Here is a 26,393-nt window from a genome sequence, read left to right on the forward strand (position 1 = left end):
ATGTGGAGGGCTTTAATTATGCTGTGAACTTAATCGAAAGCCAACTAGTGGTACACCCCTTAAAGAATGGTTGGGTACTATTCAAAGAAAATCACTGATTCTATACAAAATGATGGGATTTCTTTATTGCTTAAATAGGAATGTTTGTTCTGTAATGAAGGGGTGACGAATTTTTTTAGAGGGAGTGTCTGAGCAATGTCGGCTAATTTTAAAAATCTATCTACAAATCAACGAGTATTTCGAGATACGACGAGCGAAAGATTAAATGTCATTAATGCTGCAAGGATTCAATTAAAGGTTATAGTTATAAAAGTTTATTAATACTTTATTGCCTTTTAATTCGTATAAAGACAGCCAGCTACCAGCGAATTCAGCGAAACATACATCACTTGAAAATGAGTGCTGCTTCTGAAGGGCAGCGATACGGTCCAAAATCTTCCTTTCAGCTTCTTTTTTAGTTTTACCTCTTCTAGTAACTTGTCTTCGCTTTCCAGTAGTTGGATTACGAGGACCCTCTCCAATACATCGCCACATATTTTTTTCGATTTTTTCGCAAAACATAATACATCACCTCATGCATATCACTAGTTGTTTCTAAATGTCCTTATAATGTATTACATATTTAATCGAATAGCTGTTCTAATATGGAACGTAGTATTTATTGCTTATGTATTTCTCTAAACGAATGTGAGCAAATTCATACTCAACATTGAACAGTTGCCGTACACGATGAATCGTTTGAGAAGTACAATCCATAAATTCCAATTGATTCAGCATAAATGTAGGCATGCAGGCATGGTACATAAAATTATTGGCTTTAAACCTCCTGATATTCACGGAATAGGGGAGGCATGTTAAATTGATCCCCAGTATGCAGCAATGGATGACACAGTTCATGGCAAAAATCTTGCCATTGTAATTGATTGCTAAGGTGACTGTCTATAAAAATAGCAGTCATATTATTGTATAAAATAGCTTCACTGGTTCGTTCCCAGTAGAATACTTTTATGTCCATAGCGTTTGGAATGGTCTTAATGTTTAACTGCAAGGGCTTTTGGATATCAATTAGTTGATAGAGTTTATGGATGAAATCTTCTAAATGACTATTAACCTTCATAAGTATAACCACCTTGTTAGGAATGTATGTTCTTTTTGGTGTACAATAAAACCCTACTATTTAGAGGTAGGGTTTATAATACTCTTGCATTTTGTAAGAATAATCGAATGAGTAATCCTGTTAATTTGATAGCGAAAAACATGGCATAAATGAATAACCATAATTCAAACAAAAAAAGATAAGTTAAATAAATAGGTTGTATATTGCCTAATTCATACAAATAGGGAGCAACTGTTGAGATTATAATTACACATCCCCATAATACTACTAAATACCAAAAAGGGAATAAAAACTTGTGCAATAGCCTGGTTTTCTCCAATGGTTCTAATACTTTTTGATTAAAAATAGTCATTGATACTGCTAAAGCAGCTATAACTATCCCAAATATTGATGCACTCATTCCAGAAATTCTATTATACAAGTCTTTTGCTATTTCAGGTGTGTAGACGTTGAAATCAGTTAGCTCAAAGCCGCTAAAAATATAATGAATGAAACCAATTAATAACAAAGAGTTTAAAAGAGTGAAGTTAAAAACTAATTTTGGCCCACTAATTCTAAACATACCAAAAAATGTAGTTTCTTTATATTTTGACTCCATTCCTTTTCTCAATGTTTACACCTCCCCGAAAATTCTCTTGATTTCTTCATGTACTTTTCCCAGTATACTGACTTTATCACTATCTCTGGTTTTTAAAAACCGAGGAAACTTTGCAGAAGTAGCTGATTTATATTTTTTCTTCTTTTTATTCCTATTTTTCCGTTTGCCTGGAACTTCAGATTCGATGTAACCTTTTACCTCAACTGTACCATAAGCACTTTCTGTTAATGATATACCACTTTCAATAGAATCTGTAAACTCCCCTGTTTCCTCTTTTTTATATTTTATGCCCTTTGCATTAGACATATTAATGTCCAATTGCTTCAAATTATTATCATTAATAATTCTTTCGAAATCATAATATTCTTTAGATCCGGGATTATTAGGTTTAATTAGATTGAAGTTTATATCTGTAACAACATCCAATTCTTTGAAAAAATCACGAATACTATTAACAGAAGTATATGGGATAACTTTTATATCACCAACTCTGGCATCAATTTCAATAATTTTTCTAAAGTTTTCTATGAATTTTTCAGAATCTATTTCAGTACATGTCCGATATGCAACAACCTCTTTTTCTATATTATAAAAAAAATCAACTGGAATTGCTTTAACATCTTCAAAAGTCTTTTCACGCGTTTGATTTCCTTCTAAAATAGTTGCAGTCATTTTCGTAGATCTAGTAAGATTACCTGAGATGTAATTAGAACCACTCAGTGAATATTTATTTGTATCGGTTATTCTAAAGTCGTATTTATCGTAATCAATTACGGATTCTTTGTTTAGAATTGCATTTGGAATATATGTATTTATAATGCTATATCTATCTTCTACAGACGAGAAAATATTTTCACTAATACTGATTTTTGCTAAATAATATTTTTTTTGACGCAACTTACAAACCCCCAACAAATTTAATCTAATATCATTTATATATTTAAATAAATCATGTTATTTCATAGTTAACAAATTACTTTGCGTAAAGTTGAGTATAAATACCACAACGAAACTACTTTTTAGGACATACAATAATTGCATGCCCTAATTAATTACAGGCTATTATCTCTCACATGCCCATCCATCATTATCGCGGTCACGTGCTGAAGCATAAGCAGGGTGGCCTTCTGGTACACCTTTTGGATATACTGCGTTCATTTCTTTGCAATTGCTGAAATATTCTCGTTCAACAACAGGCTCTTGACGCTTTTGTTCGGCTTGTCTTTCTAATTCTTTCTGGCGCTCTAGTTCTGCTTGTTTCTCTAATTCTTTTTGACGCTCTAGTTCTGCTTGTTTCTCTAATTCCTTTTGGCGTTCTAGTTCTGCTTGTTTTTCTAATTCTTTTTGACGTTCTAGTTCTTCTTGTCTTTCCAGTTCTTTCTGACGCTCTAACTCTTCTTGTTGCTTTTTCAATTCTAGTTGGCGTTTAGCTTCTTCCTTTTCTTTTAATTCTATCTGCTTTTGTTCTTCTGCTTCTTTAACAGCTAGTGTACATCCGGAAATAGATAAAACACATCCAAATATGATGATAATTGGTATCAAATTTGATTTTGCTTTAAGTTGTTTATTAATCTTGTACTCACGTATTCCCCATACAATTAAAATAATTCCTATTATTACTAAGGGGTATTGTATTACTATTACCAGTGCAATTATAGCTAAAATTACCGTTAAACAACCCTTCATTTTAATTCCTCCACAAGCTTGAAACCTTTTGTTTTAAGGTACTTCATATTATGTTCGAAAGTTTCGATCGTATCAGAGCAATCTATATCTTCAAATTGTAAATTCTCTATGTCCATTCGATTTACGCGTGTTGAAAGTATACAGCCCATTTTTGGTAATGGTTCGGCTTGGCTGAAATCGTAAACATGGATAAGTACAGTATCAATAGGTATGATGGCAAATACTTCTCTAGCAATACGAATGACGCAGCTGCAAACATAATCCTGATAAAGTGCTAAATAATTAGTTGCACTCATTTTTTTCCTAGATACTTTATTTGTTGCTGTAAGATTTAATGTATCTATTGGAACAACTTCTTTATTTCCGACTGTAAAATTCACAATCAGTTCATTGTTTTGAATATTAAAGTTCAATTTACATCCAAAATCTTCGATATCCTCAAATGGTGCATATTCAATTAAAGCATTTGTCCACATTTTACTGTCACCATTTAAAATGCCCGAAGCAATGTCTTTTAATCTTCCTTTTTTCTGATGAAGAGCCATATCGAATTCTCTAGCCTCGGGTAACTTTTCTTCAATCATCATTTTCCTAGCATTAACACGATTAAATAGCTTGTCACGCCAAGTGGGTTTATAATTAGCAGCCTCGTCCAAAACTGATTTTACATTAGGACCTTCATTTAACAAGTATGATAGATCTTCACCGGCAATTGCATGCCAATCAACATTATCCTCTACTTCCAAATGAACAGAAGTTAGCATATTGATGTAAGCATTGTGTTTTTCGACCTCTTGTATATTTTGTGAGATATTAGCATCTATATTATTCGTAGATTCGTAAGCAACCCTTTGCGGTCGTTTTTTCCGTTTTGTTGTTTGCGTAGAATAAGAAATACCGGTGCCAGGAAGTGAAACAGAATTTGTTCTTCTACCTTTTCCGATTGTTGTTCTAGCATATTTATTGCCTACCGTAACGCTAGCACCTTTTTTACCGAAGTTAACCTTTACTCCTGGAGCAAGCTTAACGCTTTTTCTAAATCGAAAGCCCATTGTTCGCACCTCATTATTAGTTGTATTTTCACTTAAAAGTACAAAAAATTTACATCTATACATAGAAAAGAAGGCATGCCAATGCATACCTTGCACATCATTAAGTTACTTTTCACTACTTTTCAAAATCTCCCTCTTTCGATTTTGGTAACTTTTTCTACCAAATTTGCAGGGGAGTGTTGTTGGCGAAGTCTAGAAACACTTTTTCATCATTTTCACCTTGAGTATAAATCGGTTGCCTTTATTCATTAAATTATGAGGCGAAAAAATTGTATAGTACTAGTAAAAAGACAATATTACGCAAAATACTTATATAATTGTTAATTATACACTTAATGAGTAGTGAATAAAAGCTCTTAAATACACGAAATATGTCATATATATTGGGGGTAATTGGATGTTGGTGGTTAAAGGATATTAGGAAAAGTAATAATTTAACGTAAAACAGGTTGCTGAGATTGTTGAAAGCACCTTGCTCAAACCGGAATTGGGATACGAATACTTGGAAAAAATATGAATACTTACAGATCTCATCAGGAAAAGGTAGGGGAACTATTTTGGCGAATTCCGTTTAACAATACATCAATGATGTAGAAAACCCTGGTGAATTACCATTCAATTTCTAGGATGCTAACGAAACGATTGATAGTATCCACCGTAATTTAAAAGACTTACAAGGTAAGAATAAAGCAACTGCAATTAATCTTGAGTATACAGTAGGAACAAGACAAGAATTTAGAGGGTGTGTAAACGTGACGATGGGTTTAGCGGCAGTTAACGCAGCCATGACATTCATAGCAACTATTTGGCTTATTGCGTATCTATATTAAATTGTAATTCTAAAATTAGATAGACAGTAATGTAAAAGCTCCATATCGATGGAAATTAAATGGATAAGCCCTCCTTGATATGATAGAATATTCTCGCAAACATATTTGATATTCATTATTGGGGGAAAATAAGTTGAAAAGGTATTTATTAGTGACAATTATTATGTTGTTAAGCACATTTGTTGCAGCATGTGGGAATGACGATGAAAAAGATACGAAGGGCGATAAACTAGAAGTAGATAAAGGCTTGCTTAGCGTAGAAATTACATTACCTGCTACGATGTTTGAAGGGCAAGATGCAGATGAAGTTATCTCGGATGCCAAAGAAGACGGTGTAAATGAGGTAATTAGCAATGACGATGGCTCATTTACTTTTAAAATGTCAAAGGCGAAACATAAAGAATTGCTGGAAGAAATGAAAGTTAGCGTATTAGAAGGAATAGAAGAAACTAAATCAAGCGAGGATTTTGCTTCAATTGAGGATGTTACTTCTAACAAGGATTTTACAGAGTTTACAATGGTTGTTGACAAAGAGAAGTTTGAAAATAGTTTTGATGGTTTTGCGGCCATGGGTTTAGCCATATCTGGACTTTACTATCAGACGTTTAATGGTGTGAAAGAGGATAAAGTAAAAGCTACTATTATCATTAAAGATAAAACATCAGGGGAAACGATAGATACTATTGTTTATCCGGATGATTTAAATCAATAAAATAATATAGATTAAAAAGCACTATCAATTGTAGTCTGTCATTTAATGCAATCATTAACTGTAAGCATGATTGAAATTATATATCATTCATCGATAATTAAGTATTAATATTAAATTCAAAGCCCGTTTCCTTCATGGAGATGGGTTTATTTTTATTTTAAAAGTAGAAAAACGCACCCGTTGCGTTTTTGGAAACCTCATTTTTCCAAAAACCAAAAAGGTAACACAAAGGTAACATAAATCCTGAAACAATCCGAAACCCTACGAAAATCCAATCTTTGTACAACCACCAAATACCCTGCTATACTAGGCTTTGTGAATACATATGAAAAAGAAAGAGGTTATGAAAAATGACAAATGCTTATGATGAATATATGAGACAAGTAACACAGCCAATGCGCGATGAACTAGAAAACTCAGGATTTACACAATTAACAACTGCGGATAGTGTGCATGAATTTATGGCGGAGACGAAGGGGACTTCTTTAGTTGTCATCAACTCGGTATGTGGATGTGCAGCGGGCTTAGCTCGCCCGGCAGCGCGTGAGGCAGTTGCGGAAATTAAGCCGGATCATTTAGTGACGGTTTTTGCAGGTCAAGATCCAGAAGCAACAGTTGCGATGCGTGGTTATTTTGATGAAGTGCCAGCAAGCTCACCTTCAATGGCTATTTTGAAAGACGGGCAATTAGCTTATTTCATTCCACGTGAACAAATTGAAGGTTTCCCAATGGAACAAATTCGTGAGCATTTAACAGATGTTTTAAAGCAAGTATGTGCGGAGTAACCATTGTTACAACAGCTGGAAGACCGGATGAACTGTCTTTACAACTTGTCAATACAGCAAGCAAAGCTTTAAATGCACAAGTTGTTCCACGGAAAAAGCGTTCGGTTTCTAAGCTGATGAATGAATATGCAGCTAATGTAATAATCGCAGGTAAAAATCGATATGAATATTATGCATATGGTGCTGATTCGCCATTCTTTTTTCATCCGAACTCTGCCGCTTTTCGTTTGAAACGGGTGGCGCGCGGTGAGGAAGAACCTTTATTGAAAGCATGTCAATTACAGCGCGGCGATTCATTTTTAGATTGTACACTTGGCATTGGTTCGGACAGTATGGTTGCGGCTTTTGCTGTCGGGGCAAAGGGACGAGTAATTGGCCTTGAAGCGGATCAAAATATTGCATTCATTGTTCAAAATGGCATGAAAACGTATGATACAACGGAGCTTCCATTAACGGAATGCATGCGTCAAATTGAAGTTGTTCATACGAAAGCTGTGGATTTTTTACAACAGCAGCCAGATGATAGCTTTGATGTTGTTTATTTGGATCCAATGTTTGAGGAAATCATAGAAGAATCAACAAATTTTGAAGCTTTGCGCCATGCGGGGAGCCATATCGCACTCGATGCACAGTGGATTCGCGAGGCTAAACGAGTTGCGAAAAAACGTGTTGTATTAAAAGCCCATTATAAATCAGCCTTTTTTGAGCAATACGATTTTGAACGAGATATTCGGTTAACAGCTAAATTTCATTACGGCGTTTGGGAGAAATAAAACGGTACTTGCTCTTGTAGTTGGAGCGAGTATTTTTTTATACATGCAGATTATGTTTGAAGAATCAAAATTTCCCAAAGTTCCCCTTAGACAATCACTAGCAAATCATATTACACTAGTATTATAAGGGGGCGTTTTTTATGGAATGGCAGCAATTACAACAGCAAGCTGAAAATTACCGATTGCAATTACTGAACGTCGATAAATGGAAGAAGCAACAAACGACGCTTGAACGATTAATTCAAAATACAAAGCGCGAAATAAAGCATTATGAAACGGAATTAATAGCGGCGAAGAAAGAGCTTCAAAAATTAGAAAAAACTTCGATACTTAATTTATTCCGTGAATGGTCTGGCAAAAAAGATGAGCTGATTGAACAGCGCCTTGATGTCGTGGCAGTCAGCGAGTTGAAATTTATTGAAGCGCAGTTAACGCATGAGGATTTACAAGATGATTTGGTTGATCTTATGCATAAAATAAATGCGGTCAATGAGGATTACGTCGCGCAAGAGCTTCAAAAACTAGAACGAAAGCGAGAATATTGGCTTATGCAGCATGCCTCACATGTTGCGAAAGAATTAACGAAGCTAATCGAAAGTGAACTGCTATTAAAGCAATTATTAATTGAAATTCATGAAGCAAATGATGCGGGAAAAAATGCATTACGTGCTTTAGCCGATGCTGCAAATTCATTAAAAACTGCAAGTTCCTATTCAACTTGGGACACATTTTTCGGTGGTGGGTTTATTGCGACCGCTTTGAAACATGACAAGTTGGATGAATCTAATAGCGCGATTCACAAAGCGCAAATTTCGTTGCAGCGCTTCCATAATGAATTATTGGATGTTCAGCAAATGAAACATGATACGTTAAATATCGATACGGATGGTTTTGTGAAATTTGCAGACTATTTCTTTGATGATATTTTCTCGGCATGGTCAATCCATTCGAAAATTTCTACATCCATGAATCAAATCTCACGCGTGCAAGACGATGTTAATAATACATTGCAGCAACTTCAAATAAAGCTAGATACTACATTGGAGAAGCAACAGGAAATTTTGACACAAAAGCAAGCCATTTACGAATCCGATGAACAAGCATTGTTTTTTCAAAAATAGCGGCGTAAAATAAGGGATAGCTAGTTTTAATAAAGGGGAGTGTTTCGAGATGAATAGTCGTTTAGTTAATGAATTTTTAGAATTAGTACAAATTGATTCTGAAACAAAACATGAGGAAATTATTGCACCTGTATTAGTAGAAAAGCTGACTGAAATGGGCTTTGACGTTTTCCAAGATGATTCACATACGCGCACAGGTCATGGTGCAGGAAATATTATTGCAACATTGCATGGTGATCAGGCAATTGATCCGATTTACTTTACAGTACATATGGATACGGTCGTGCCGGGCAAAGGGATTAAGCCTGAAATTCGTGAAGATGGCTATATTTATTCGGATGGCACGACGATTTTAGGTGCAGATGATAAAGCAGGGGTGGCGGCTTTATTTGAAATGGCACGTCGTTTAAAAGAACAAAATATTGCACATGGGACGATTCAATTCATTATTACTGCTGGTGAAGAAAGTGGCTTAGTTGGTGCAAAAGAATTGGACCCAACACTGATTAATGCAAAATATGGTTTCGCCGTTGATAGTGATGGAAAAGTGGGCGGTATCGTTGTAGCGGCACCATTCCAAGCAAAAGTAATGGCAAAAATAATCGGTAAAACGGCTCACGCTGGTGTTGCACCAGAAAAAGGGATTTCTGCGATTACACTTGCTGCCAAAGCAGTTGCGCAAATGAAATTAGGGCGTTTAGATGAAGAAACGACTGCAAATATTGGGCGTTTTGAAGGTGGACAAGCGACAAATATCGTTTGTGATGAAGTGAATATCCTTGCTGAAGCGCGTTCAATCGACGAAGCCAAATTAAACGTGCAAACGGCTCATATGAAAGAAACATTTGAGCGAATTGCACAGGAAAATGGCGGTCGTGCCGAGGTTGAAGTAAAATTAATGTACCCAGGTTTCCGCGTGACGGAACAAGATAAAGTCGTTCAAATTGCGATGGCTGCGGTTGAAGCAGTAGACCGTACGCCATTACTAGGTATTTCTGGTGGCGGTAGCGATGCCAATGTAATCGCGGGGTTCGGTATTCCAACTGTTAATTTATCAGTAGGCTATGAGGAAATTCATACGACAAATGAAAGAATGCCAGTTGAAGAGTTAGAAAAATTAGCTGATTTATTAGTGGAAGTTGTGAAACAAACAACAAAGTAGGAGGTGGCAACATGAATTTTGAACAAGCGGTCGTGTTTGCATGTGGAAACGAAGAATATGCAGTGCCAATTGAGCAAGTTGTGTCGATTGAAAAGTTGGAGCGTGTTACACCGATTCCGCATTTACCGAGCTATTTATTAGGCTTCTCGAGAAATCGCGGAGAGCTAATTCCAGTAATTGATTTACAACGAATTTTATACAATCGTTCGACGTCGGGAGATATTGCCCGTGTCATCATTTTAAATACCGAGCTTGTGAATTATGGTTTATATGTTTCAGATGCGAGAGAAATTTTAAATATTGCGCCAGAACTGATTAAGCAAATGGGATTGGTGAATTATGAGAAAACGAAATATTTTACAGCGGTTGCGAATTTAGAAGACCGCATGATTTCTTGCATTGATCCCAATATTTTAGTCAATTCACTAGAAGGTATTCGTGAAATTGTTCAATACTTACACAAAATGCTTGAAAATGAAACAGAAGAAACTTCAATATAAAAGGGCTAGGCAAAAAAACGCATATCGAAAAATGATGTGCGTTTTTTCAAGTTGAATAGTTAACCAAATAATTGGAACTTTATAGCACCGCGACTCGTATATTTGGGAAGGATGGTGTTAATGAATACATATTATCGACCAGTTTTACAAATCGAGAAATCAACTTCAGAACGTGCAGCGAACGTCATTGGGTACGTATCACTTGTTGCAATGATTGTTTACTTGCTATTGAAATGGTTTTCATTACCAGCGGAAGTACCTGCACATTTCAATGCAGTTGGAGAAGTGGATCGCTGGGGGTCAAAATATGAACTTCTCATTTTGCCAGTTATCGCGATTGTGGTAACGTTTTTCATGGAGCTTATTGAACGGTATCCACATGTCCATAATTACCCGGAAAGGCTATGTGATGCGAATGTCCACGCCTTTTACTTAAATAGTCGGCAAATGTTAAACTATATGAAAAACATTGTAAATCTGTTATTTGCCTTACTTGTTTATGAAAGTATCAGCATTTCTTTAGGTGACGATACTTCACTAGGCATTTCATTTGCACTCATACTTGTCGCGTTGTTTGCCGTCATGATATGGAAAATAATTGTTAGTTCAAAAATTAAATAATTGAAATGGAGTAATAAAAATGAAAGCATATTTAGCAAATGGTTTATTTTCAATAGGAGATCGTTACGTCAATGAGGTGTTGGCAGCGAAAATACGTGAAGCTGTGCCAACGATTGAATTGTATGTGCCACAAGAAAATGCGGCGATTAATGATAAAAATAGTTATGCCAATAGTTTAGCGATTGCAGAGGCGGATTTAGCAAGCTTGCAAGTAAGTGATGTATTAATTGCTGTTATTGATGGCATTGAAATTGACTCAGGTGTAGCAGCAGAAATCGGTGCATTTTCTGCATTAAATCGACCAATTATTGCGCTGTTTTCAGATGTGCGCCAAATGGGACGTACAAATACGAAAAAAATTGAAGCGTTAATTGAAGACGGCACAGAAAATCAATTTATTTACCGCAATTTATTCGTTGTGGGACTCATTAAGCGAAACGGTAAAATTGTTACAACAATGGAAGAAGTAGTGGAAGAAATAAAGTTACATGTTTGAATGGGAGTTTTAAAACTAAACGTTAAAGGTGGGGAAAAGTAGATGAAAGTCTTAGAAAATGAAGTTGTGAAATTAGTACCAATTAACACTGAGCATATTGACGGAATATATAAAACAGCGCAGTTTCCTGAAATTTGGGAGCATTTGTCGGTAACATTATTTGACCTGGAAAGTGTTGTTCAATATGTAGAAGACGGTATAAAAAAGCGAGAAGCGAAAACCGATTTTCAATTCGTCATTATTGATGCACAAACAAATGAAGTAATTGGTTCGACTACTTTTATGGATATTTCAATGGCACATAAATGCCTCGAAATCGGCTCTACTTGGCTCACACCTGCATATTGGCGTTCAAACATAAATACAAACTGCAAATTTTTATTATTGCAACATGGTTTTGAAGAACTTGGTTTAAATCGCATTCAAATTAAAACAGGTCATGAAAATATCCGCTCGCAAAAAGCGATCGAGCGTCTAGGTGCCGTAAAAGAGGGCATTTTACGCAACCATATGATTCGAAAAGAAGGCACGATTCGCCATACTGTAATGTACAGTATTACAATTGAAGAATGGCCGGAAATGAAAAAACGTTTCTTGGCTGAGCTTTTATAAGGGAAATCAAAGTGGAAAAGGGCGTACAACCAGCCCTTTTCCATTTTTTTACTGTACAGGGACTAATATTTCACACAAATGGTTAGCGATCATTGTAGAAGTATATCTTTCAATAATGGGTTGTTCTCTGACGGCTAAATTATTTTTATCTATTTCAGAAAAGATAGTGCCCCAAAATTCGCTAACTGCCTCTTTTGTATGGTCAAGCAAGAAAATAGCATATTTCCCGCCAGCAAAAGTACCAACTTGAGCAGGTTCTTCCACTTGAAAAACTTTATCTATTACAACGCAAACATCATAACGACATTCTGCTTTAGGGGTCACCTCTGGGTTATCTTGTGGGATACCTAAAATTATAGAATTCTCAAATAACCCATTCAACTGTGCCCATCTTTTAAATGACTCCATTAATTCTTTATTTTGCTTTTCACCGTACGCTCCAACGTTACGGAAATAAGCAATCCTTGATTCAGGTAATTCTTCAATAGTTAATTGCATATTTTATTCCTCCCTTCCTAGAAAAGGTAATACGATATAAAATGTTTTTCAAGCTCTTTTTTAAAAAATTGGATTAGGTGCCGGTATAATTTACCGGTTATTTCCCTGCATAATAAAATTTAGAAAGGATTTCTTATTCGATAATTCTCTTCCTTATGAATAGAATTTAATAAAAATGTAAGAAATATGCTATTGAATACACCCATCACTAGTACTTATTGAAAATTCCTATTGTAATACAATAAATTAGTTGGTAGTATATGATATAGTACAATAATAGTGTTGGACGCGAGTTATTAGATGTTGGAAATTTTCAACACCAAATAGGCATACAAATGCATAAAGTATCATTGCGTAGATCGTTGTGGATAAAACTACAAACGGGAGCAGTTTCTGGAGAGAGCGCATCAATTGCGTCGCCGAAGGGTTCACAATCTCAGGCAAAAGGACAGAAGGGTAATAATAGTAGACGTTTTTTTGTGTTTAAAAACGTTGTTATTTTTTATTCTTAAGTTATAGAGACTGATTCCATTTTAGGGATCAGTCTCTTTTTTTCAGGAAAAATGATTCACCGCGAACCTCATCGCTATTATTTCGATCCATACGAAAAATATGGAGCAAAATAATGATATCGGAGGAAAACATCTTGGCACAACAACAGTTAAAACGAGAACTAAAAAATCGACATGTTCAATTGATCGCAATTGGTGGAACGATTGGGACAGGGTTATTTTTAGGCTCGGGTAAAGCGATTGCATTAGCAGGGCCATCTATTATTTTGGCGTATTTAATTGTCGGCATTGCACTATTTTTCGTTATGCGTGCATTAGGAGAATTATTACTATCAAAAGGCGGCTATCAATCCTTCACTGAATTTGCGACAGAATACATAGGGGATTGGGCAGGCTATGTGACAGGATGGACGTATTGGTTTTGCTGGATCATGACTGCAATGGCCGACATTATTGCGGTCGGCATGTACACACAGTATTGGTTTGACATCCCGCAATGGGTGCCAGCAATTGCTTGTTTAGTCGTATTACTAGGTTTAAATTTATTAACGGTAAAACTTTTCGGAGAGTTAGAGTTTTGGTTTGCGCTCATTAAAATTATTACGATTGTAGCATTAATCGTAATTGGCGTTATTTTATTAATTATTGGATTTGAAACAAACACAGGTCAAGTAGCCGTATCGAATTTGTGGGAACATGGTGGATTATTCCCGAATGGCGCATTTGGCTTCTTAATGGCCTTCCAAATGGTCGTATTTGCCTTCGTTGGGGTAGAATTAGTCGGTGTTTCGGCAGCGGAAACAGCGAATCCGCAAAAAAATATTCCTTCTGCGATTAATAAAATTCCACTGCGTATTTTATTATTTTACGTTGGTGCGTTATTCATCATTTTAACGATCAATCCATGGAATACATTAAGTGCGGAAAGCTCGCCATTTGTGCAAGTGTTTGCATTAGTCGGCATTCCAGTGGCAGCGGGATTAATTAACTTTGTTGTATTAACATCCGCAGCATCTGCCGGAAATAGTGGTTTATTTTCAACGAGCCGTATGTTGTTTAGTCTTGGCTCGAACAATCAAGCTTCAAAAAAATTCGGTACTTTAAATAAAAGAAGTGTGCCACAAAACGGTTTAATTTTTTCAGCAGTTGTCGTGTCAATTGGAGCGTTATTAAGTTATTTCATGCCAGAGGATGCTTTTGGAATTGTCACGACGATTAGTGCGATTTGTTTTATTTGGGTATGGAGCATCATTTTAATTTCGCATATTCTTTATAAAAAACGTCACCCAGAATTGCATGCAACTTCTACTTTTAAAGCACCATTAACACCGTTTATTAACTATTTAGTATTAGCTTTCTTCGCATTTTTACTTGTCATTATGGCGATTTCAGAAGCGACTCGAACAGCGTTAATGCTCACACCGCTTTGGTTTATTTTGCTATTCGTGCTTTATCGAATGAAAAGAAAATAACAAGTAGTCCGAACTTCACTGACTGAAGTTCGGATTTTTTTGATTCCAGTTATAATTCATATTAAAATAGAGGAAAAGGCGGTGGGAATAGTGGCGGGAAGGGTTATTTTTCATGTGGATATGAATAGTTTTTATGCGTCTGTTGAACAAGCACATGATCCGAGCTTAAAAGGAAAACCGATTGCGATTGCAGGGAATGTGAAAGAGCGTCGAGGGATTATTGTAACGAGCTCATATGAGGCAAGGGCGCATGGGATTTATACAACAATGACGGTTGGAGAAGCAATGAGAAAATGTCCACAGTTGCTATTATTACCACCCGATTTTGCTAAGTACCGGGTCGCAAGTGCGGCAATATTTACGATTTTACGAAGCTATACAGATTTAGTTGAACCTGTTTCGATTGATGAAGGTTACTTAGATGTTACCGAACGTTCGAAAACACAGCATCCTGTGAAAATTGCTGAGGAAATCCAGCAACGCATAATAACTGAACTAGATTTACCTTGTTCGATTGGCATTGCACCGAATAAGTTTTTAGCGAAAACCGCATCGGACATGAAAAAGCCACTCGGAATTACCGTACTGCGGAAGCGTGAAATCCAACAATTGTTATGGCCGCAAAAAGTGATTGAAATGCATGGTATTGGGGAAAGTACTGCTAAAAAATTAGCAACATTTGGGATTTTGACAATAGGCGATTTGGCAAATGCGGATGAACGGATGCTTCAAAACAAATTAGGGAAGAATGGGGTGCGCTTAAAAAATAGAGCGAACGGGATAGACGAGCGAAATGTCGATCCCAATTCGATTTATGATACGAAAAGTGTGGGCAATTCCACGACATTACCAAGGGATGAAACCGAATATTACATTTTGAAAGAGACGTTTGAAAAATTAAGTCGCAGTGTAGCAGAGCGTTTAAAGGCGAAATATTTAGTTGGTACAACGGTCAGTATTCAAATTCGTAATTTTGAATGGAAAAATCAAACACGGAGCAAATCGGTTCGAAATGCGCTTCAAAATGCGGATGCGATTTTTGATATTGCTTGGAAACTATTTACCCAAAATTGGGATGAAACTCCGGTAAGGCTCGTGGGGATTACCGTATCAAATGTTGTTGATCAAGCAGAAACGACGCAGCAATTGAATATATTTAACTTTGAACAGCATGCGAAAGACGAACCGATTGTTGAACTTGTTCAGTCAATCGAAAAGAAGTTTGGGAAAGGGAGTTTACAAAGGGGAGTACGCGCAAAAAAATCAAGTTATGCTTCTAAAACAAGCTTCAGTAAAGACTTTTTGGAAGATCATAAGCAAGATTTATAACGAGCACTGAATTTTTCTATATTTAGACACGAATCGACTATTTATCGGATGAATAATTGTTTCAAATAGGTTTCTTGTCCTACTCCATGCTATAATGAGATGTACGATTTTGCTATGGAGGAGGAGTTGGACATTCATCCGATACGTTTTTTAAGGATAATGGGAATATTAGATGGCGTATCACTTATTACGCTATTATGTATCGCCATGCCACTTAAATATTTTGCAAATATGCCAATTTTCGTCACGATTAATGGTAGTTTACACGGTGGGATTTTCGTTTTATATATAATCGCAATCGCCCTTGTTCAAATCCGCATTAGGTGGAATATTATTTGGTCCATTTCTGCCATTATTGTTGCATTTATACCGTTTGGTAACTTCATTTATGAGTTGAAATTAAAGAAAATGCAACCACAATTCCAAGTTAAACCAATTCCAAAGCAATGGCTTGTGTATGTCATCATTTTCTTCTCATTTTTTGATCTATTTGTACAGCTACCTGTTATGAGTACATATGCGCTATCTATTGGTGCGACGACATTTATCGCCGGAATTGTTGTAGGCATGTATTCCTTTATGAATACGTTTGGTAATATATTTTCTGGCGTTTTTACAGACAAAATAGGGGCTTTTAAAATACTTGTTTTTGGCTTAATTGCGTCTGTTCTATCATTGTTCGCGTATCAATTTGTTGATGACACGACAACTTTATTAATTGTCCGTTGTATACATGGCTTTAGTAGTGGTTTTATAACACCAGCTGCTTTTACGTTATTAGCGAACACTACGGCAAATTCAAAGCAGGGGAGCGGAAGTGCGATTACGGGTTCCTTTGTAGGAATCGCGGCAATTGTTGGTCCTGCTACGAGTGGTATTTTAGCGAGTAAAATTTCTGTACCAAATGTGTTAAGTTTAGTTGCCCTATATGGATTGTTATCATTAATAGGGATGCTTTTATTTTTACGGAAGACGCCACTCACTAAAAAATCAAGTTCACAGAAAAAAGACAAGTTTCAATGGAATAATGGGTTAATGAAAGCATATGGAGGCGCATTTTTCCTTATGTTTTCACAAGGTGTTTTAGCTTATTTATTGCCGATGTACGTGGAAGATTTGGGATATAGTTCGCGTATGTCCGGTACGTTATTGAGTGTTTTTGGGATTGTTGCGGTATTAGTGTTCCTATTGCCAACAAACCGAATTTTTGATTATCTCAACTCAAGCTATACATTACTCATTGGTGTGACGGTGTTAGGAACTAGCCAAGTTATTATTGGGCAATCCACAACGTCTTTAACATTGTACGCCGCGCTTGCATTTTATGGAGTGGGATTCGCCTTTTTCTTCCCAGCGATTAATTCCATTTTGGTCGAATCTACGACAAAAGAAACGCGTGGGAAAGCATATGGCTTTTTTTATGCCTTTTTCTCCATGGGCGTTGTTGCAGGTTCATTCTTGCTTGGAACACTAGATTTAACCGGAACAGCAGGATTTTTGTTTACAGGGCTCGTTTTATTTTCATTTAGTGCAGTAATTATTGTTTCTACAATTCGCTCAAAGCAAGATTCTATTTCTTGGCGAAAAAAAGTAAATGATTGACGAGCAATTTTTAAAAAGTGATTTATTTATATAGTAAGATACATCAAATCGCATGTGTCCATTGGAAGTAAGAGAGGAAGAATAGGATGATTTTAAATTTAGAAGTAGTAGAACGTTGTAGTAAAGAAACAGAAGAAACAATTGCGGTTGCAGAAGCAGCATTTATAAATACACCGATTAGCTATTTAAAAGAAAATCAAAGCGAGTTTATTTTTGCGCAAAGTACGCAATTTCAAGACATTCGTATTGATGAAATGGCGCTTGAATTCGATGATGCCTTTCGTTTATATACGGCACTTTTTGGTTTAAAGGTACAAAAAAAACATAGTGATGCCATTCGTCGTTACTTAAAAGAAAATGTAAAATCTGCATTAGGCAGCAGCAGTGCTTCTTTTTCTATGCAAGAAGGTTTATGGGAGCTAAATGTTGCGGTGGACTGTTTAGAAGGATTCAATGAGCAATTAACGATCCAACAAGTATATGAACTGCTTTATCAATTTGTTGCGCAATTATTAGAAACGATTGAATTATAAGTATGAAATATCTATATAGTTTTGCTTGGCGAAAGGATGAGTACGAGCTTTCACGACTGGAAATGCGCACATTTTTTAATTTCCATGTGGAAGGCAATGTCCTTTTAAGTGAGCAAAAAATTGAGCCAAGTCGCAGTCCGTTTATGCGTTTGCGCTTGGATATTATGTGTGAGGCGACAACACTTGAAGAGTTAGTTGCATTCGCATCGACAATCGAACTGACGGACAAGACGTTTAAAATCAGTTGCTTAAATAATAAAGATGATGCGATTGAACCAAAAATAGCACGACCAATCCGCAATGCATATATGAAAGAAATTGGGTTAGCCATTTCGGCTGAACCAAATTTAGACGCGCCAGATGTGGAATTTGGGCTTGTTATATATGAAGATACATTTTATTTCGGTGAATTAGTGCACGGGGAATCGGTTTGGCTAAAGCATATGCAAAAGCCAGAGATGTATTCCACTGCTCTGAGCACAAGAGATGCAAGGGCACTCGTCAATATTGCGGCGCCGTTTCCAGAAGGGCTTCGTATTATCGATCCATGCTGCGGCATTGGAACGGTATTAGTGGAAGCAATGAGCATGGGTATTCCAATCGAAGGACGAGATATTAATAAACGCGTTGTTTGGGGCTCTGAGATTAATTTGCGTCATTTTGGCTATGAACCAAATGTACAAATTGGTCCGATAGAAGAAGCATCAGATGGTTATGATGTGGCGATTATTGATATGCCGTATAATTTATTTACACATGCATCAAGTGATTTGCAACAGAGTATCATTACGCATGCAAGAAGAATTGCTAAAAGAGTAGTCATCGTGACGATTGAACCGATGGACGACAAAATAGCAAATGCCGGCTTAACAATTATGGACCGTGCAATTGTGCAAAAGGGTAATTTTAAGCGCGAACTCGTTGTATGTGAATGAATTGATAGTAATGAATAAGAAGACAGCAACTTACACAAATTATGTGTAGGTTGCTTTTTTAGTTTAATGGGGTGGAAGAGGAGCTAAAATAAATAGTAGGAAAATAAATATCTCAAATTCAAAATAACTTTCGGCAAATGTGTTGACAGTCTTTTTTATACATGGTATATTTATCTCGAATTAAAGATAAATGAATTCGTAACGATAAGGAGGATTGCCGATGAGTGACTATCATAAGCAGTTAAAAGCATTTACCGTATTGCTACGTGCAGCAAATACTGTGCAAGAAGTTTCACGAAAAGATATTACAGCAAATGATTTGAATTTAACGGAATTTGCCGTATTGGAGTTACTTTATCATAAAGGTGATCAACCAATTCAAATAATTGGTAAAAAAGTACTCATTGCTAGCAGTAGCATTACGTATGTCGTAGATAAGCTCGAAAAAAGAGGATTTGTCCAAAGACTTGCTTGCCCTAGTGATCGACGGGTAACTTTTGCATCGCTCACAGATGAGGGGACAGCATTTATTGAAGGCATTTTTCCAAAACATGAAAAAAAAGTCGCACAAGTATTCGACGTACTGACGGAGGAAGAGCTTGAAACGTTTACAATATTAACAAAGCGAATCGGACTTCATGCAGAACGTCTTTAACTTGATTCAGCTGAATCAAGTCAAGCCCCGGCGGATGTCACAGATTTTTAAAGGAAGATTTTCGAGTGAACTCGAAAAAAATCTGGACGCAATTACGCCAAGGCGAAATTGATTTTTTTGAGGTTATATCTCGAATTCAAGGTAACGGAGGGGTTAGAATGAACCATATTAAAGGAATTCACCATGTAACAGCCATTACGAGCAGTGCAGAAAAGAACTATGATTTTTTCACAAATGTTTTAGGTATGCGTTTAGTGAAAAAAACAGTGAACCAAGACGACATTCAAACGTATCATTTATTTTTCGCAGACGATAAAGGATCTGCTGGTACAGATATGACATTTTTCGATTTTCCAGGTATTCCTAAAGGGGTACATGGTACGAATGAAATATATAAAACTGCATTCCGAGTGCCTACAGATGTAGCACTTGACTACTGGGTAAAACGCTTTGATCGTTTAAGCGTTGCGCATACAGGAATTAAAACACAATTTGGCAAACAATCATTATCTTTCGTAGACTTTGATGACCAACAATATATGTTTATTTCGGATGAATTGAATAAAGGAATCGAATCGGGTACACCATGGCAAAAGGGGCCGATTCCACTTGAATTTGCGATTACAGGCTTAGGACCTGTACACATCCGTATTGCACAATTTGACCATTTCAAAGAGGTACTTGAAAAAGTAATGATCATGCGTGAAACGGCTCAAGAAGGCTCACTTCATTTATTTGAAGTTGGAGAAGGTGGAAATGGTGCATCGGTAATTGTCGAGCATAACACGGTATTGCCTCAAGGTCGTCAAGGTTACGGTACGGTCCATCACGCTGCATTCCGATTAGAAGATACGGCTGTATTACATGAATGGATTAATCGTTTAGAAAGTTTTGGTTTTGGTACATCTGGTTATGTAGATCGATTCTTCTTCGAGTCATTATACGCACGTGTCGCACAAGGTATTTTATTTGAATGGGCAACGGAAGGACCAGGATTCATGGGGGATGAACCTTATGAAACAGTAGGAGAAATTTTATCATTACCACCATTCCTAGAGTCAAAACGTGACTATATTGAGAGCGTTGTTCGCCCAATTGATACAGTGCGCTCAACGAAAGAATTCGAAAAAGAGTATGAATGAAAATAAACAATGTAAGGAAGACTGAACAGTGGGATTTATCAAAAATTTATTCAATAAAAAAACAACGGAAATTCAGGAGGAAAAACAAATGACTAAATTAAACATCGGTATTATTATTGGATCAACTCGACAAGGACGTGTTTCACCACAAGTAGCAAACTGGGTAAAAGAAATTGCTGATAAGCGCGGCGATGCGAACTATACAATTATTGATATTGCAGATTATAACTTACCGTTTTTAGGTACGGCAGATGCACCAGGCGCAGCAGAATGGTCAAAAGCAGTTGGCGCACAAGACGGTTTTGTATTCATCGTACAAGAATACAATCACTCCATTACAGGCGCATTAAAAAATGCATTGGATTATTTACGTGATGAGTGGAATAATAAGGCAGCGGGTATCGTTTCTTACGGTTCAGTAGGTGGTGCGCGTGCAGCGGAACATTTACGCGGTATTTTAGGTGAATTATTAGTGGCAGATGTTCGTGTACACCCAGCATTATCATTATTTACAGACTTTGAAAACGGAACAGATTTCAAACCAAAAGAAGTGCAAGCAGATTCAGTAAATCAAATGTTAGATCAAGTAATTCCTTGGTCAACAGCTTTAAAAACAATTCGCTAATAACAAAATCAATTACGCCTTGGCGTAATTGTGTCCAGATTTTTTCGAGTTCGCTCGAAAAACACCTTTAAAAAATCTGTGACATCCGCCGGGGCTTAACTTGATTCAGCTAGGGTTTGAATCGCCACTGAATAGAATTGTATATTTGGTATTCATCCTCCACATATAGAAGGAGGGACCTCTGCTGAATTAAGTTAAGAAGCCATTTGATCATCAAATGGCTTCTTACTCATAATAGATGATTGGGGTTATGTAAAATGCAACATATTTATAAAGAGGGAAATAAAGAAAAACCGGTATTGTTCTTACTTCATGGAACAGGTGGAGATGAAAATAGTTTGCTAGCTTTAGCGGAAATTGTTGATGCTGAAGCGGCTGTATTAAGTGTGCGCGGTAATGTTTTAGAAAATGGGATGCCACGATTTTTCCGTCGTTTAACTGAAGGTGTTTTTGATATGGAGGATTTAGCTTTCCGTACGAAAGAACTCCATGAATTTCTGAATGACGCAGCGATACAATACGGCTTTGATCGTCAAAATGTTGTAGCGATTGGTTATTCTAACGGGGCGAATATTGCAGCGAATTTATTATTTAACTATGAAAATACGTTAAAGGGTGCGATTTTACATCATCCTATGGTTCCAAATCGTGATGCGAAATTGCCAAGTCAAACAGGTACGAAAGTGTTTATTGCGGCTGGCGTGAATGATCCACTTTGTACAAAAGAAGAAGCAATGGATTTAGAAAAATTCTTAACGGATGCGGGTGCCGATGTGACACTAGAGTGGGAAACAAATGGCCATCAATTAACGATGAATGAAGTGCAAAAAGCAAAGGTTTGGTATGAAGCAAATTATTAATAGTTTGTATGGATGATAGATTCATAATGGATTTCTTAAAACTGTTTTGGTGTAACAATCAAAATAGTTTTTTGCGTTTCGTAAGACTTTTTCGGGTTGGAAACGGATAAAAAGCGGAAAGTGACGGATAAAAGTTAAAAAGTGTTGGATAAAACTCGAAAAGTGACGGATAGAGCCATCCAGTTCAGCAGATAGACTGCGATAACTTATTTAGATTAATCTAATCCTTTCATAATGTGTATAAATCCATCATAATTTTGTACAAGTTGTGTCTTTCTGAAAAAAACATTTATAATAGGGAAAAGGGAGGCGAATTTATGGAAAAACAGGCATTGATCCTATTTGGCTCAGCGGGTATTAACATTGCTGAATATTATCGACAGCAATTTACGCGGCCAATTCCAATCGTTCTTTTTGAAACACATAAAACGGACTATCAAGCAGAGCGTGGAGCAAAAATTATTGAGGCTGCAATACACTGGAAAAATGAACAAAAGAGCACGCACGTAATCGAAAGTGCGGCCGAATTAACAGCAAATTATTTCCAAAACATCCCGGATTATATGCATGGTGAAAAAGGGGAAATGCTGTTCTTTACAACGGCGGAAGAACAATTTGGCAATAGTAATTTTGAAAAAACATTAATGCGCGCGGAATTATATGAACAAGAAATGAAACAAATTTTAAAAAATTATAAATCCATTGTCATCATTGCTTGTTTAGGTGGGGCGGTTAGTTCAGCAGTTGCGCCGTATGTGGCAAATCTAGCGCATAAGCTTCATATAGACACAAAGGTTATCGCAACGATGCCCGCAAAATTTGAAGGCAAAAAGCGTTTAGCTCAAGCACAAAGAGGGCTAGACTTATTGCATAAAAATGGTCCGGTTACACAAGTGAAAATTGATCCTGAAAGCGAGGATTTAATTCGCTATTTTAAAATGAAAGATGAAGCGATTGTTAATGCAATTGAGAAATTATTACGAAATGAACAATAGGTTGGAGTGAATAGAATGCAACTGCATTTTTTAGGAACGGGCGCAGGAATGCCCTCAAAGGATCGAAATACGAGTGCGATGGCCCTAAAATTACTAGAGGAACGCGGCTCGATTTGGTTGTTCGATTGCGGGGAGGCCACACAGCATCAAATACTCCATACGACGATTAAGCCGCGAAAAGTGGATAAAGTATTTATTACCCATTTGCACGGGGATCATATATTTGGCTTACCAGGTTTTATTAGCTCACGTTCATTTTTAGGTGGGGAAGAGCCACTTACGATTTATGGACCTAAAGGCTTGAAGGAATGGCTCGAGCAAACATTAAAGCTGACAAAAACACATTTGACTTATGAATTACATATTGAAGAGGTGGAAGAGGGCATTGTTTTTGAAGATGCGCAATTTATCGTAAAAGCGATGCCTCTGGAGCATGTCATTGAATGTTTCGGTTATCGGATTGAGCAAAAGCCATTAGCTGGTGAGTTATTGATCGATAAAGCGATTGCATTAGGCGTGCCAAAAGGACCGTTACTTGGACAATTAAAAGCGGGAAATGATGTTGAGTTGGAAAATGGGACGGTTGTGCATAGCACGGATGTTACGTCATCGCCGCAAAATGGTATTACTGTGGCAATTTTAGGGGATACAAAGTATTGTGAAAATGCGAAAGTTCTTGCTCATGAAGCGAATATTGTCGTTCATGAAGCGACATTTGATCATGCAACTATTCATTTAGCTGCACAATATGGCCATTCGACAAATACTGAGGCTGCTCAAATCGCGAAAGAGGCGAATGCACAAGCCCTTATTTTAAACCATATTAGTGCACGCTTTTTAGAGAAGGATTTAGCTCGATTTTTAAAAGAAGCACAGAATGTATTCCCCAATACGTTCATCGCGCATGACCAACAGCAAGTAGATTGGAAGCAAAATGAAGTGATCGTGAAAAAGTAGCGATTGAAGATGGTGGATGATTCTATTTTGCAAGAATCTTTAGAAAAACATAGTAAATGATAGCATAATTCCGTTATAATAGAGAAAAGGGGGATGTATGTTATGCAACAACCAACAATTTCACCAAAATTTCTTCGTTTACTCGTCATCTTTCCAAATGTGATGAGCTATATTTTACTATTCGGTGTTGTCGTATTCATTCGAACGAACTTAGCTGAGTTAAAAGCAACGGACTCGTTAACAATGTGGCTTATTATTGCTGCGATACTTGGACCGATTTCAATTTATACAACATTCAGCATCGCCAAACGAATTAAAGCAGGCGTATTATAATACATATTCGTTTGGAACGAATGCATAAAGGGGTCCCGTGTAAGATTTTTTTCATACATAGGATTCCTTTTGTTTTCAAATAACTAAATTTTATCATTCCTACAAATTAATATTAAGAGACTTTAATACGTTATCTACAAATTCTGCACTGCCATCTTGGAACATAAACAATGAGAAAGCAATCATACAAACGCCTAATAACAAAGTCGTTAATCTTTTGAAAATATTGATTGGTCGTTTTATAAGTGCCCTAATTATTAAAAAGAGGCCTATAAATAATAGTAGAAAGTACCAAAAACCCAATAATATCGCCCCTTTCTATTCTTTGTTATTAACGACGACTAAATCATCCAAATGGTTTCTTAATAGTTAGAAAATTATGTGTTGATTGTGCTTATTAATCGGGTGTACTATTCTAACTACTTACTTTACAATCGAAAGAGTTGGAGAACCGAGTTTTGTTATTTAACACTAATTCGGTAACGTTTTTCTGAATAGATATAAATCAATAGCAGTTATATATACTCCCCCATTAATCATTTTAATAATCGATTTAAAATCAAATCAATTTATACTTCTTTAAAGCCCACTCAATCCCGTCTTCATTAGAATCTTTCGTAACAAAATTAGCAATGGACTTTAATCGTTTATTTGCATTTCCCATCGCAATACTTAAGTCTACAAATTCTAACATGTCAATGTCATTCTCTCCATCACCAAAAGCGATTGCCTCTTCCTTAGTCATTCCGAAATAATTTAGCACTTTTTTGATTGCCACAGACTTTGAAACCTCTTCTTCAAGTACATTCACAATATAGGGATGCCAACGTTTGAACTGGATTTCAGGGAACTTTTTCTTGTACTTTTCAATTTCTTTTTCATCAACAAACAAACAGAGTAAATACGTCTCGGACAGATGTGCTTCCGTATTAATAGGTGGAAATTCCTCCAACCTCAATGTTTCATAAAGCGCCAGCTGTACTTTAGGATTTCGCACCTCATTTATATGTAAAGTATCCGAATAAAAAGTAAGTGCATGTTGTTGTTCGGCAGCAAATTTGTTAAACGTATGAACGGTTTCGCAAGGTAATACAATTTTATGTATGCACACTCCTTGATGTGTAACATAGGCACCATTAGCAGTAATAAATGTTTCTACCCCCAGTTCGGCAATTTCTTCACACATTGATAAAGGTCTACCCGTTGCTGCTACCACTTTAAATCCATTGTATAACAGCTTTTTAATTGCTATTTTTGTGCTTTGTGGAATCGTGCCGTCTTTATAATTTGTAATGGTACCATCTACGTCAAAAAATATGATTTTATACTTCACCTTACCACCCCTAATAAGTTATACTTTTCTTTATATTCCATATTATTCTAATCCAATGAGGTGAAAAATGTTATCTTTATTTTATTATAATTGGCAAGTACGTGAAGATTGGCTGAATTGGTGTCAAACAATATCTAAAGAAGAATTTCACAAAGAACGTATAGGTGGAATGAAAAGTATTCGAGAAACATTCATACATATAATCGATTGTGAGCTACTGTGGCTAAATTCAATAGTTGAAAATAAGATAATTTTTGAAAATCGAAATACAATTAACAATTTACATGATATAAAAGCATATGCTGCTTTTGTTAAATCTCATACTGAATGTTTCCTTCAACAATTTCCTTCAGGATATGCAAATAAAATTATTGAAGTAAAACGTCGGGATGGTACTCTTTTACACTTTACTCAAAAAAAGATCTTATCTCATATGATTACACATGAAATTCATCACATTGGGCAATTATCTGTTTGGGCTAGAGAGTTACAGCTTAAACCTATTTCATCTGATTTGATTATAAGAAATTATGATTAGTGCTGTAGA

The 26,393-nt window shown here is 36.3% G+C and carries 30 protein-coding genes and 1 riboswitch; of the genes, 22 read left to right on the forward strand and 8 right to left on the reverse strand.

Annotation, left to right across the window (positions count from 1 at the left end; all coding sequences use genetic code 11):
• Positions 1–291: 291 nt before the first annotated feature.
• From MHI10_RS08745 to MHI10_RS08770, 6 genes are all read right to left on the reverse strand, one after another.
• A complete protein-coding gene (locus MHI10_RS08745; RefSeq protein WP_340784717.1) occupies positions 292–561 on the reverse strand; it encodes an Arm DNA-binding domain-containing protein in 270 nt (89 codons plus the stop codon).
• Positions 562–817: 256 nt separating this feature from the next.
• Positions 818–1,117 (reverse strand): ImmA/IrrE family metallo-endopeptidase, encoded by a 300-nt coding sequence (locus MHI10_RS08750; RefSeq protein WP_340784718.1) that lies wholly within the window; start codon positions 1,115–1,117, stop codon positions 818–820.
• Positions 1,118–1,190: 73 nt separating this feature from the next.
• On the reverse strand, positions 1,191–1,727 hold the full coding sequence (locus tag MHI10_RS08755) for a hypothetical protein (RefSeq protein ID WP_340784719.1): 537 nt from the start codon (positions 1,725–1,727) through the stop codon (positions 1,191–1,193).
• Between the two features lie 3 nt (positions 1,728–1,730).
• The gene (locus tag MHI10_RS08760) at positions 1,731–2,612 is read right to left on the reverse strand and encodes a hypothetical protein (RefSeq protein WP_340784720.1); all 882 of its coding nucleotides are present in this window, start codon (positions 2,610–2,612) and stop codon (positions 1,731–1,733) included.
• A 165-nt stretch (positions 2,613–2,777) separates the two neighbouring features.
• Positions 2,778–3,401 (reverse strand): excalibur calcium-binding domain-containing protein, encoded by a 624-nt coding sequence (locus MHI10_RS08765; protein WP_340784721.1) that lies wholly within the window; start codon positions 3,399–3,401, stop codon positions 2,778–2,780.
• Complete coding sequence (locus MHI10_RS08770; protein ID WP_340784722.1) at positions 3,398–4,453, reverse strand: DUF4236 domain-containing protein; 1,056 nt, start codon at positions 4,451–4,453, stop codon at positions 3,398–3,400. The genes MHI10_RS08765 and MHI10_RS08770 overlap by 4 nt, the downstream gene beginning before the upstream one ends.
• 963 nt (positions 4,454–5,416) lie before the next feature.
• Between MHI10_RS08770 and MHI10_RS08775 the strand changes: the two genes are divergently transcribed.
• The 9 genes from MHI10_RS08775 (at position 5,417) to MHI10_RS08815 (ending at position 12,065) form a co-directional block, all read left to right on the forward strand.
• Positions 5,417–5,995 (forward strand): hypothetical protein, encoded by a 579-nt coding sequence (locus tag MHI10_RS08775; protein WP_340784723.1) that lies wholly within the window; start codon positions 5,417–5,419, stop codon positions 5,993–5,995.
• Between the two features lie 350 nt (positions 5,996–6,345).
• Complete coding sequence (locus tag MHI10_RS08780) at positions 6,346–6,780, forward strand: BrxA/BrxB family bacilliredoxin (protein ID WP_340784724.1); 435 nt, start codon at positions 6,346–6,348, stop codon at positions 6,778–6,780.
• Entirely contained in the window at positions 6,768–7,553 is a 786-nt protein-coding gene (locus tag MHI10_RS08785) for a class I SAM-dependent methyltransferase (RefSeq protein ID WP_340784725.1), read from the forward strand. Before MHI10_RS08780 ends, MHI10_RS08785 begins: the two co-directional genes overlap by 13 nt.
• Before the next feature lie 140 nt (positions 7,554–7,693).
• The gene (locus MHI10_RS08790; RefSeq protein ID WP_340784727.1) at positions 7,694–8,674 is read left to right on the forward strand and encodes a hypothetical protein; all 981 of its coding nucleotides are present in this window, start codon (positions 7,694–7,696) and stop codon (positions 8,672–8,674) included.
• A gap of 49 nt (positions 8,675–8,723) precedes the next feature.
• Positions 8,724–9,836, forward strand: coding sequence for a M20/M25/M40 family metallo-hydrolase (locus tag MHI10_RS08795; RefSeq protein WP_340784728.1), 1,113 nt, complete (start codon positions 8,724–8,726; stop codon positions 9,834–9,836).
• A gap of 11 nt (positions 9,837–9,847) precedes the next feature.
• Positions 9,848–10,336 (forward strand): chemotaxis protein CheW, encoded by a 489-nt coding sequence (locus MHI10_RS08800; RefSeq protein WP_340784729.1) that lies wholly within the window; start codon positions 9,848–9,850, stop codon positions 10,334–10,336.
• Between the two features lie 120 nt (positions 10,337–10,456).
• A complete protein-coding gene (locus tag MHI10_RS08805; RefSeq protein WP_340784730.1) occupies positions 10,457–10,957 on the forward strand; it encodes a DUF1648 domain-containing protein in 501 nt (166 codons plus the stop codon).
• 19 nt (positions 10,958–10,976) lie between these two features.
• Positions 10,977–11,453: a nucleoside 2-deoxyribosyltransferase gene (locus tag MHI10_RS08810; protein WP_340784731.1), complete on the forward strand. Its 477-nt coding sequence runs from the start codon at positions 10,977–10,979 to the stop codon at positions 11,451–11,453.
• A gap of 42 nt (positions 11,454–11,495) precedes the next feature.
• Complete coding sequence (locus tag MHI10_RS08815; protein WP_340784732.1) at positions 11,496–12,065, forward strand: GNAT family N-acetyltransferase; 570 nt, start codon at positions 11,496–11,498, stop codon at positions 12,063–12,065.
• A 48-nt stretch (positions 12,066–12,113) separates the two neighbouring features.
• Here MHI10_RS08815 and MHI10_RS08820 read toward each other — a convergent pair whose 3' ends face one another.
• Complete coding sequence (locus MHI10_RS08820; protein ID WP_340784733.1) at positions 12,114–12,563, reverse strand: AraC family transcriptional regulator; 450 nt, start codon at positions 12,561–12,563, stop codon at positions 12,114–12,116.
• A gap of 383 nt (positions 12,564–12,946) precedes the next feature.
• A riboswitch (glycine riboswitch) is annotated at positions 12,947–13,025 on the forward strand.
• A gap of 184 nt (positions 13,026–13,209) precedes the next feature.
• Between MHI10_RS08820 and MHI10_RS08825 the strand changes: the two genes are divergently transcribed.
• The 12 genes from MHI10_RS08825 (at position 13,210) to MHI10_RS08880 (ending at position 24,513) form a co-directional block, all read left to right on the forward strand.
• Positions 13,210–14,547, forward strand: a complete 1,338-nt coding sequence (locus MHI10_RS08825) for an amino acid permease (RefSeq protein ID WP_340784735.1) — start codon at positions 13,210–13,212, stop codon at positions 14,545–14,547.
• A gap of 90 nt (positions 14,548–14,637) precedes the next feature.
• Positions 14,638–15,876, forward strand: coding sequence for a DNA polymerase IV (locus MHI10_RS08830; RefSeq protein WP_340789189.1), 1,239 nt, complete (start codon positions 14,638–14,640; stop codon positions 15,874–15,876).
• Positions 15,877–16,002: 126 nt separating this feature from the next.
• Positions 16,003–17,478 carry an MFS transporter gene (locus MHI10_RS08835; RefSeq protein WP_340784737.1) on the forward strand — a complete coding sequence of 492 codons (1,476 nt, stop codon included), beginning with the start codon at positions 16,003–16,005 and terminating at the stop codon, positions 17,476–17,478.
• 86 nt (positions 17,479–17,564) lie between these two features.
• Entirely contained in the window at positions 17,565–18,011 is a 447-nt protein-coding gene (locus MHI10_RS08840; protein ID WP_340784739.1) for a protoporphyrinogen oxidase, read from the forward strand.
• 2 nt (positions 18,012–18,013) lie between these two features.
• Entirely contained in the window at positions 18,014–18,946 is a 933-nt protein-coding gene (locus tag MHI10_RS08845) for a TRM11 family SAM-dependent methyltransferase (RefSeq protein ID WP_340784741.1), read from the forward strand.
• A 220-nt stretch (positions 18,947–19,166) separates the two neighbouring features.
• Positions 19,167–19,601 carry a MarR family winged helix-turn-helix transcriptional regulator gene (locus MHI10_RS08850; RefSeq protein ID WP_340784742.1) on the forward strand — a complete coding sequence of 145 codons (435 nt, stop codon included), beginning with the start codon at positions 19,167–19,169 and terminating at the stop codon, positions 19,599–19,601.
• Between the two features lie 158 nt (positions 19,602–19,759).
• Positions 19,760–20,743, forward strand: coding sequence for a ring-cleaving dioxygenase (locus MHI10_RS08855; RefSeq protein ID WP_340784743.1), 984 nt, complete (start codon positions 19,760–19,762; stop codon positions 20,741–20,743).
• A gap of 88 nt (positions 20,744–20,831) precedes the next feature.
• The gene (locus MHI10_RS08860; RefSeq protein WP_340784745.1) at positions 20,832–21,368 is read left to right on the forward strand and encodes an NADPH-dependent FMN reductase; all 537 of its coding nucleotides are present in this window, start codon (positions 20,832–20,834) and stop codon (positions 21,366–21,368) included.
• Between the two features lie 257 nt (positions 21,369–21,625).
• Positions 21,626–22,228, forward strand: coding sequence for an alpha/beta hydrolase (locus MHI10_RS08865; RefSeq protein ID WP_340784747.1), 603 nt, complete (start codon positions 21,626–21,628; stop codon positions 22,226–22,228).
• Positions 22,229–22,545: 317 nt separating this feature from the next.
• Positions 22,546–23,223 (forward strand): hypothetical protein, encoded by a 678-nt coding sequence (locus MHI10_RS08870; protein WP_340784749.1) that lies wholly within the window; start codon positions 22,546–22,548, stop codon positions 23,221–23,223.
• Positions 23,224–23,238: 15 nt separating this feature from the next.
• Entirely contained in the window at positions 23,239–24,180 is a 942-nt protein-coding gene (gene rnz / locus MHI10_RS08875; RefSeq protein ID WP_340784750.1) for a ribonuclease Z, read from the forward strand.
• Positions 24,181–24,282: 102 nt separating this feature from the next.
• Positions 24,283–24,513 (forward strand): acyl-phosphate glycerol 3-phosphate acyltransferase, encoded by a 231-nt coding sequence (locus tag MHI10_RS08880; protein WP_340784752.1) that lies wholly within the window; start codon positions 24,283–24,285, stop codon positions 24,511–24,513.
• A gap of 559 nt (positions 24,514–25,072) precedes the next feature.
• Here MHI10_RS08880 and MHI10_RS08885 read toward each other — a convergent pair.
• Positions 25,073–25,846, reverse strand: coding sequence for a Cof-type HAD-IIB family hydrolase (locus tag MHI10_RS08885; RefSeq protein WP_340784754.1), 774 nt, complete (start codon positions 25,844–25,846; stop codon positions 25,073–25,075).
• Between the two features lie 67 nt (positions 25,847–25,913).
• Between MHI10_RS08885 and MHI10_RS08890 the strand changes: the two genes are divergently transcribed.
• The gene (locus tag MHI10_RS08890; RefSeq protein ID WP_340784755.1) at positions 25,914–26,384 is read left to right on the forward strand and encodes a DinB family protein; all 471 of its coding nucleotides are present in this window, start codon (positions 25,914–25,916) and stop codon (positions 26,382–26,384) included.
• Positions 26,385–26,393: the final 9 nt, after the last annotated feature.

Source organism: Solibacillus sp. FSL K6-1523 (genome assembly GCF_038005225.1).
Classification (GTDB): domain Bacteria; phylum Bacillota; class Bacilli; order Bacillales_A; family Planococcaceae; genus Solibacillus.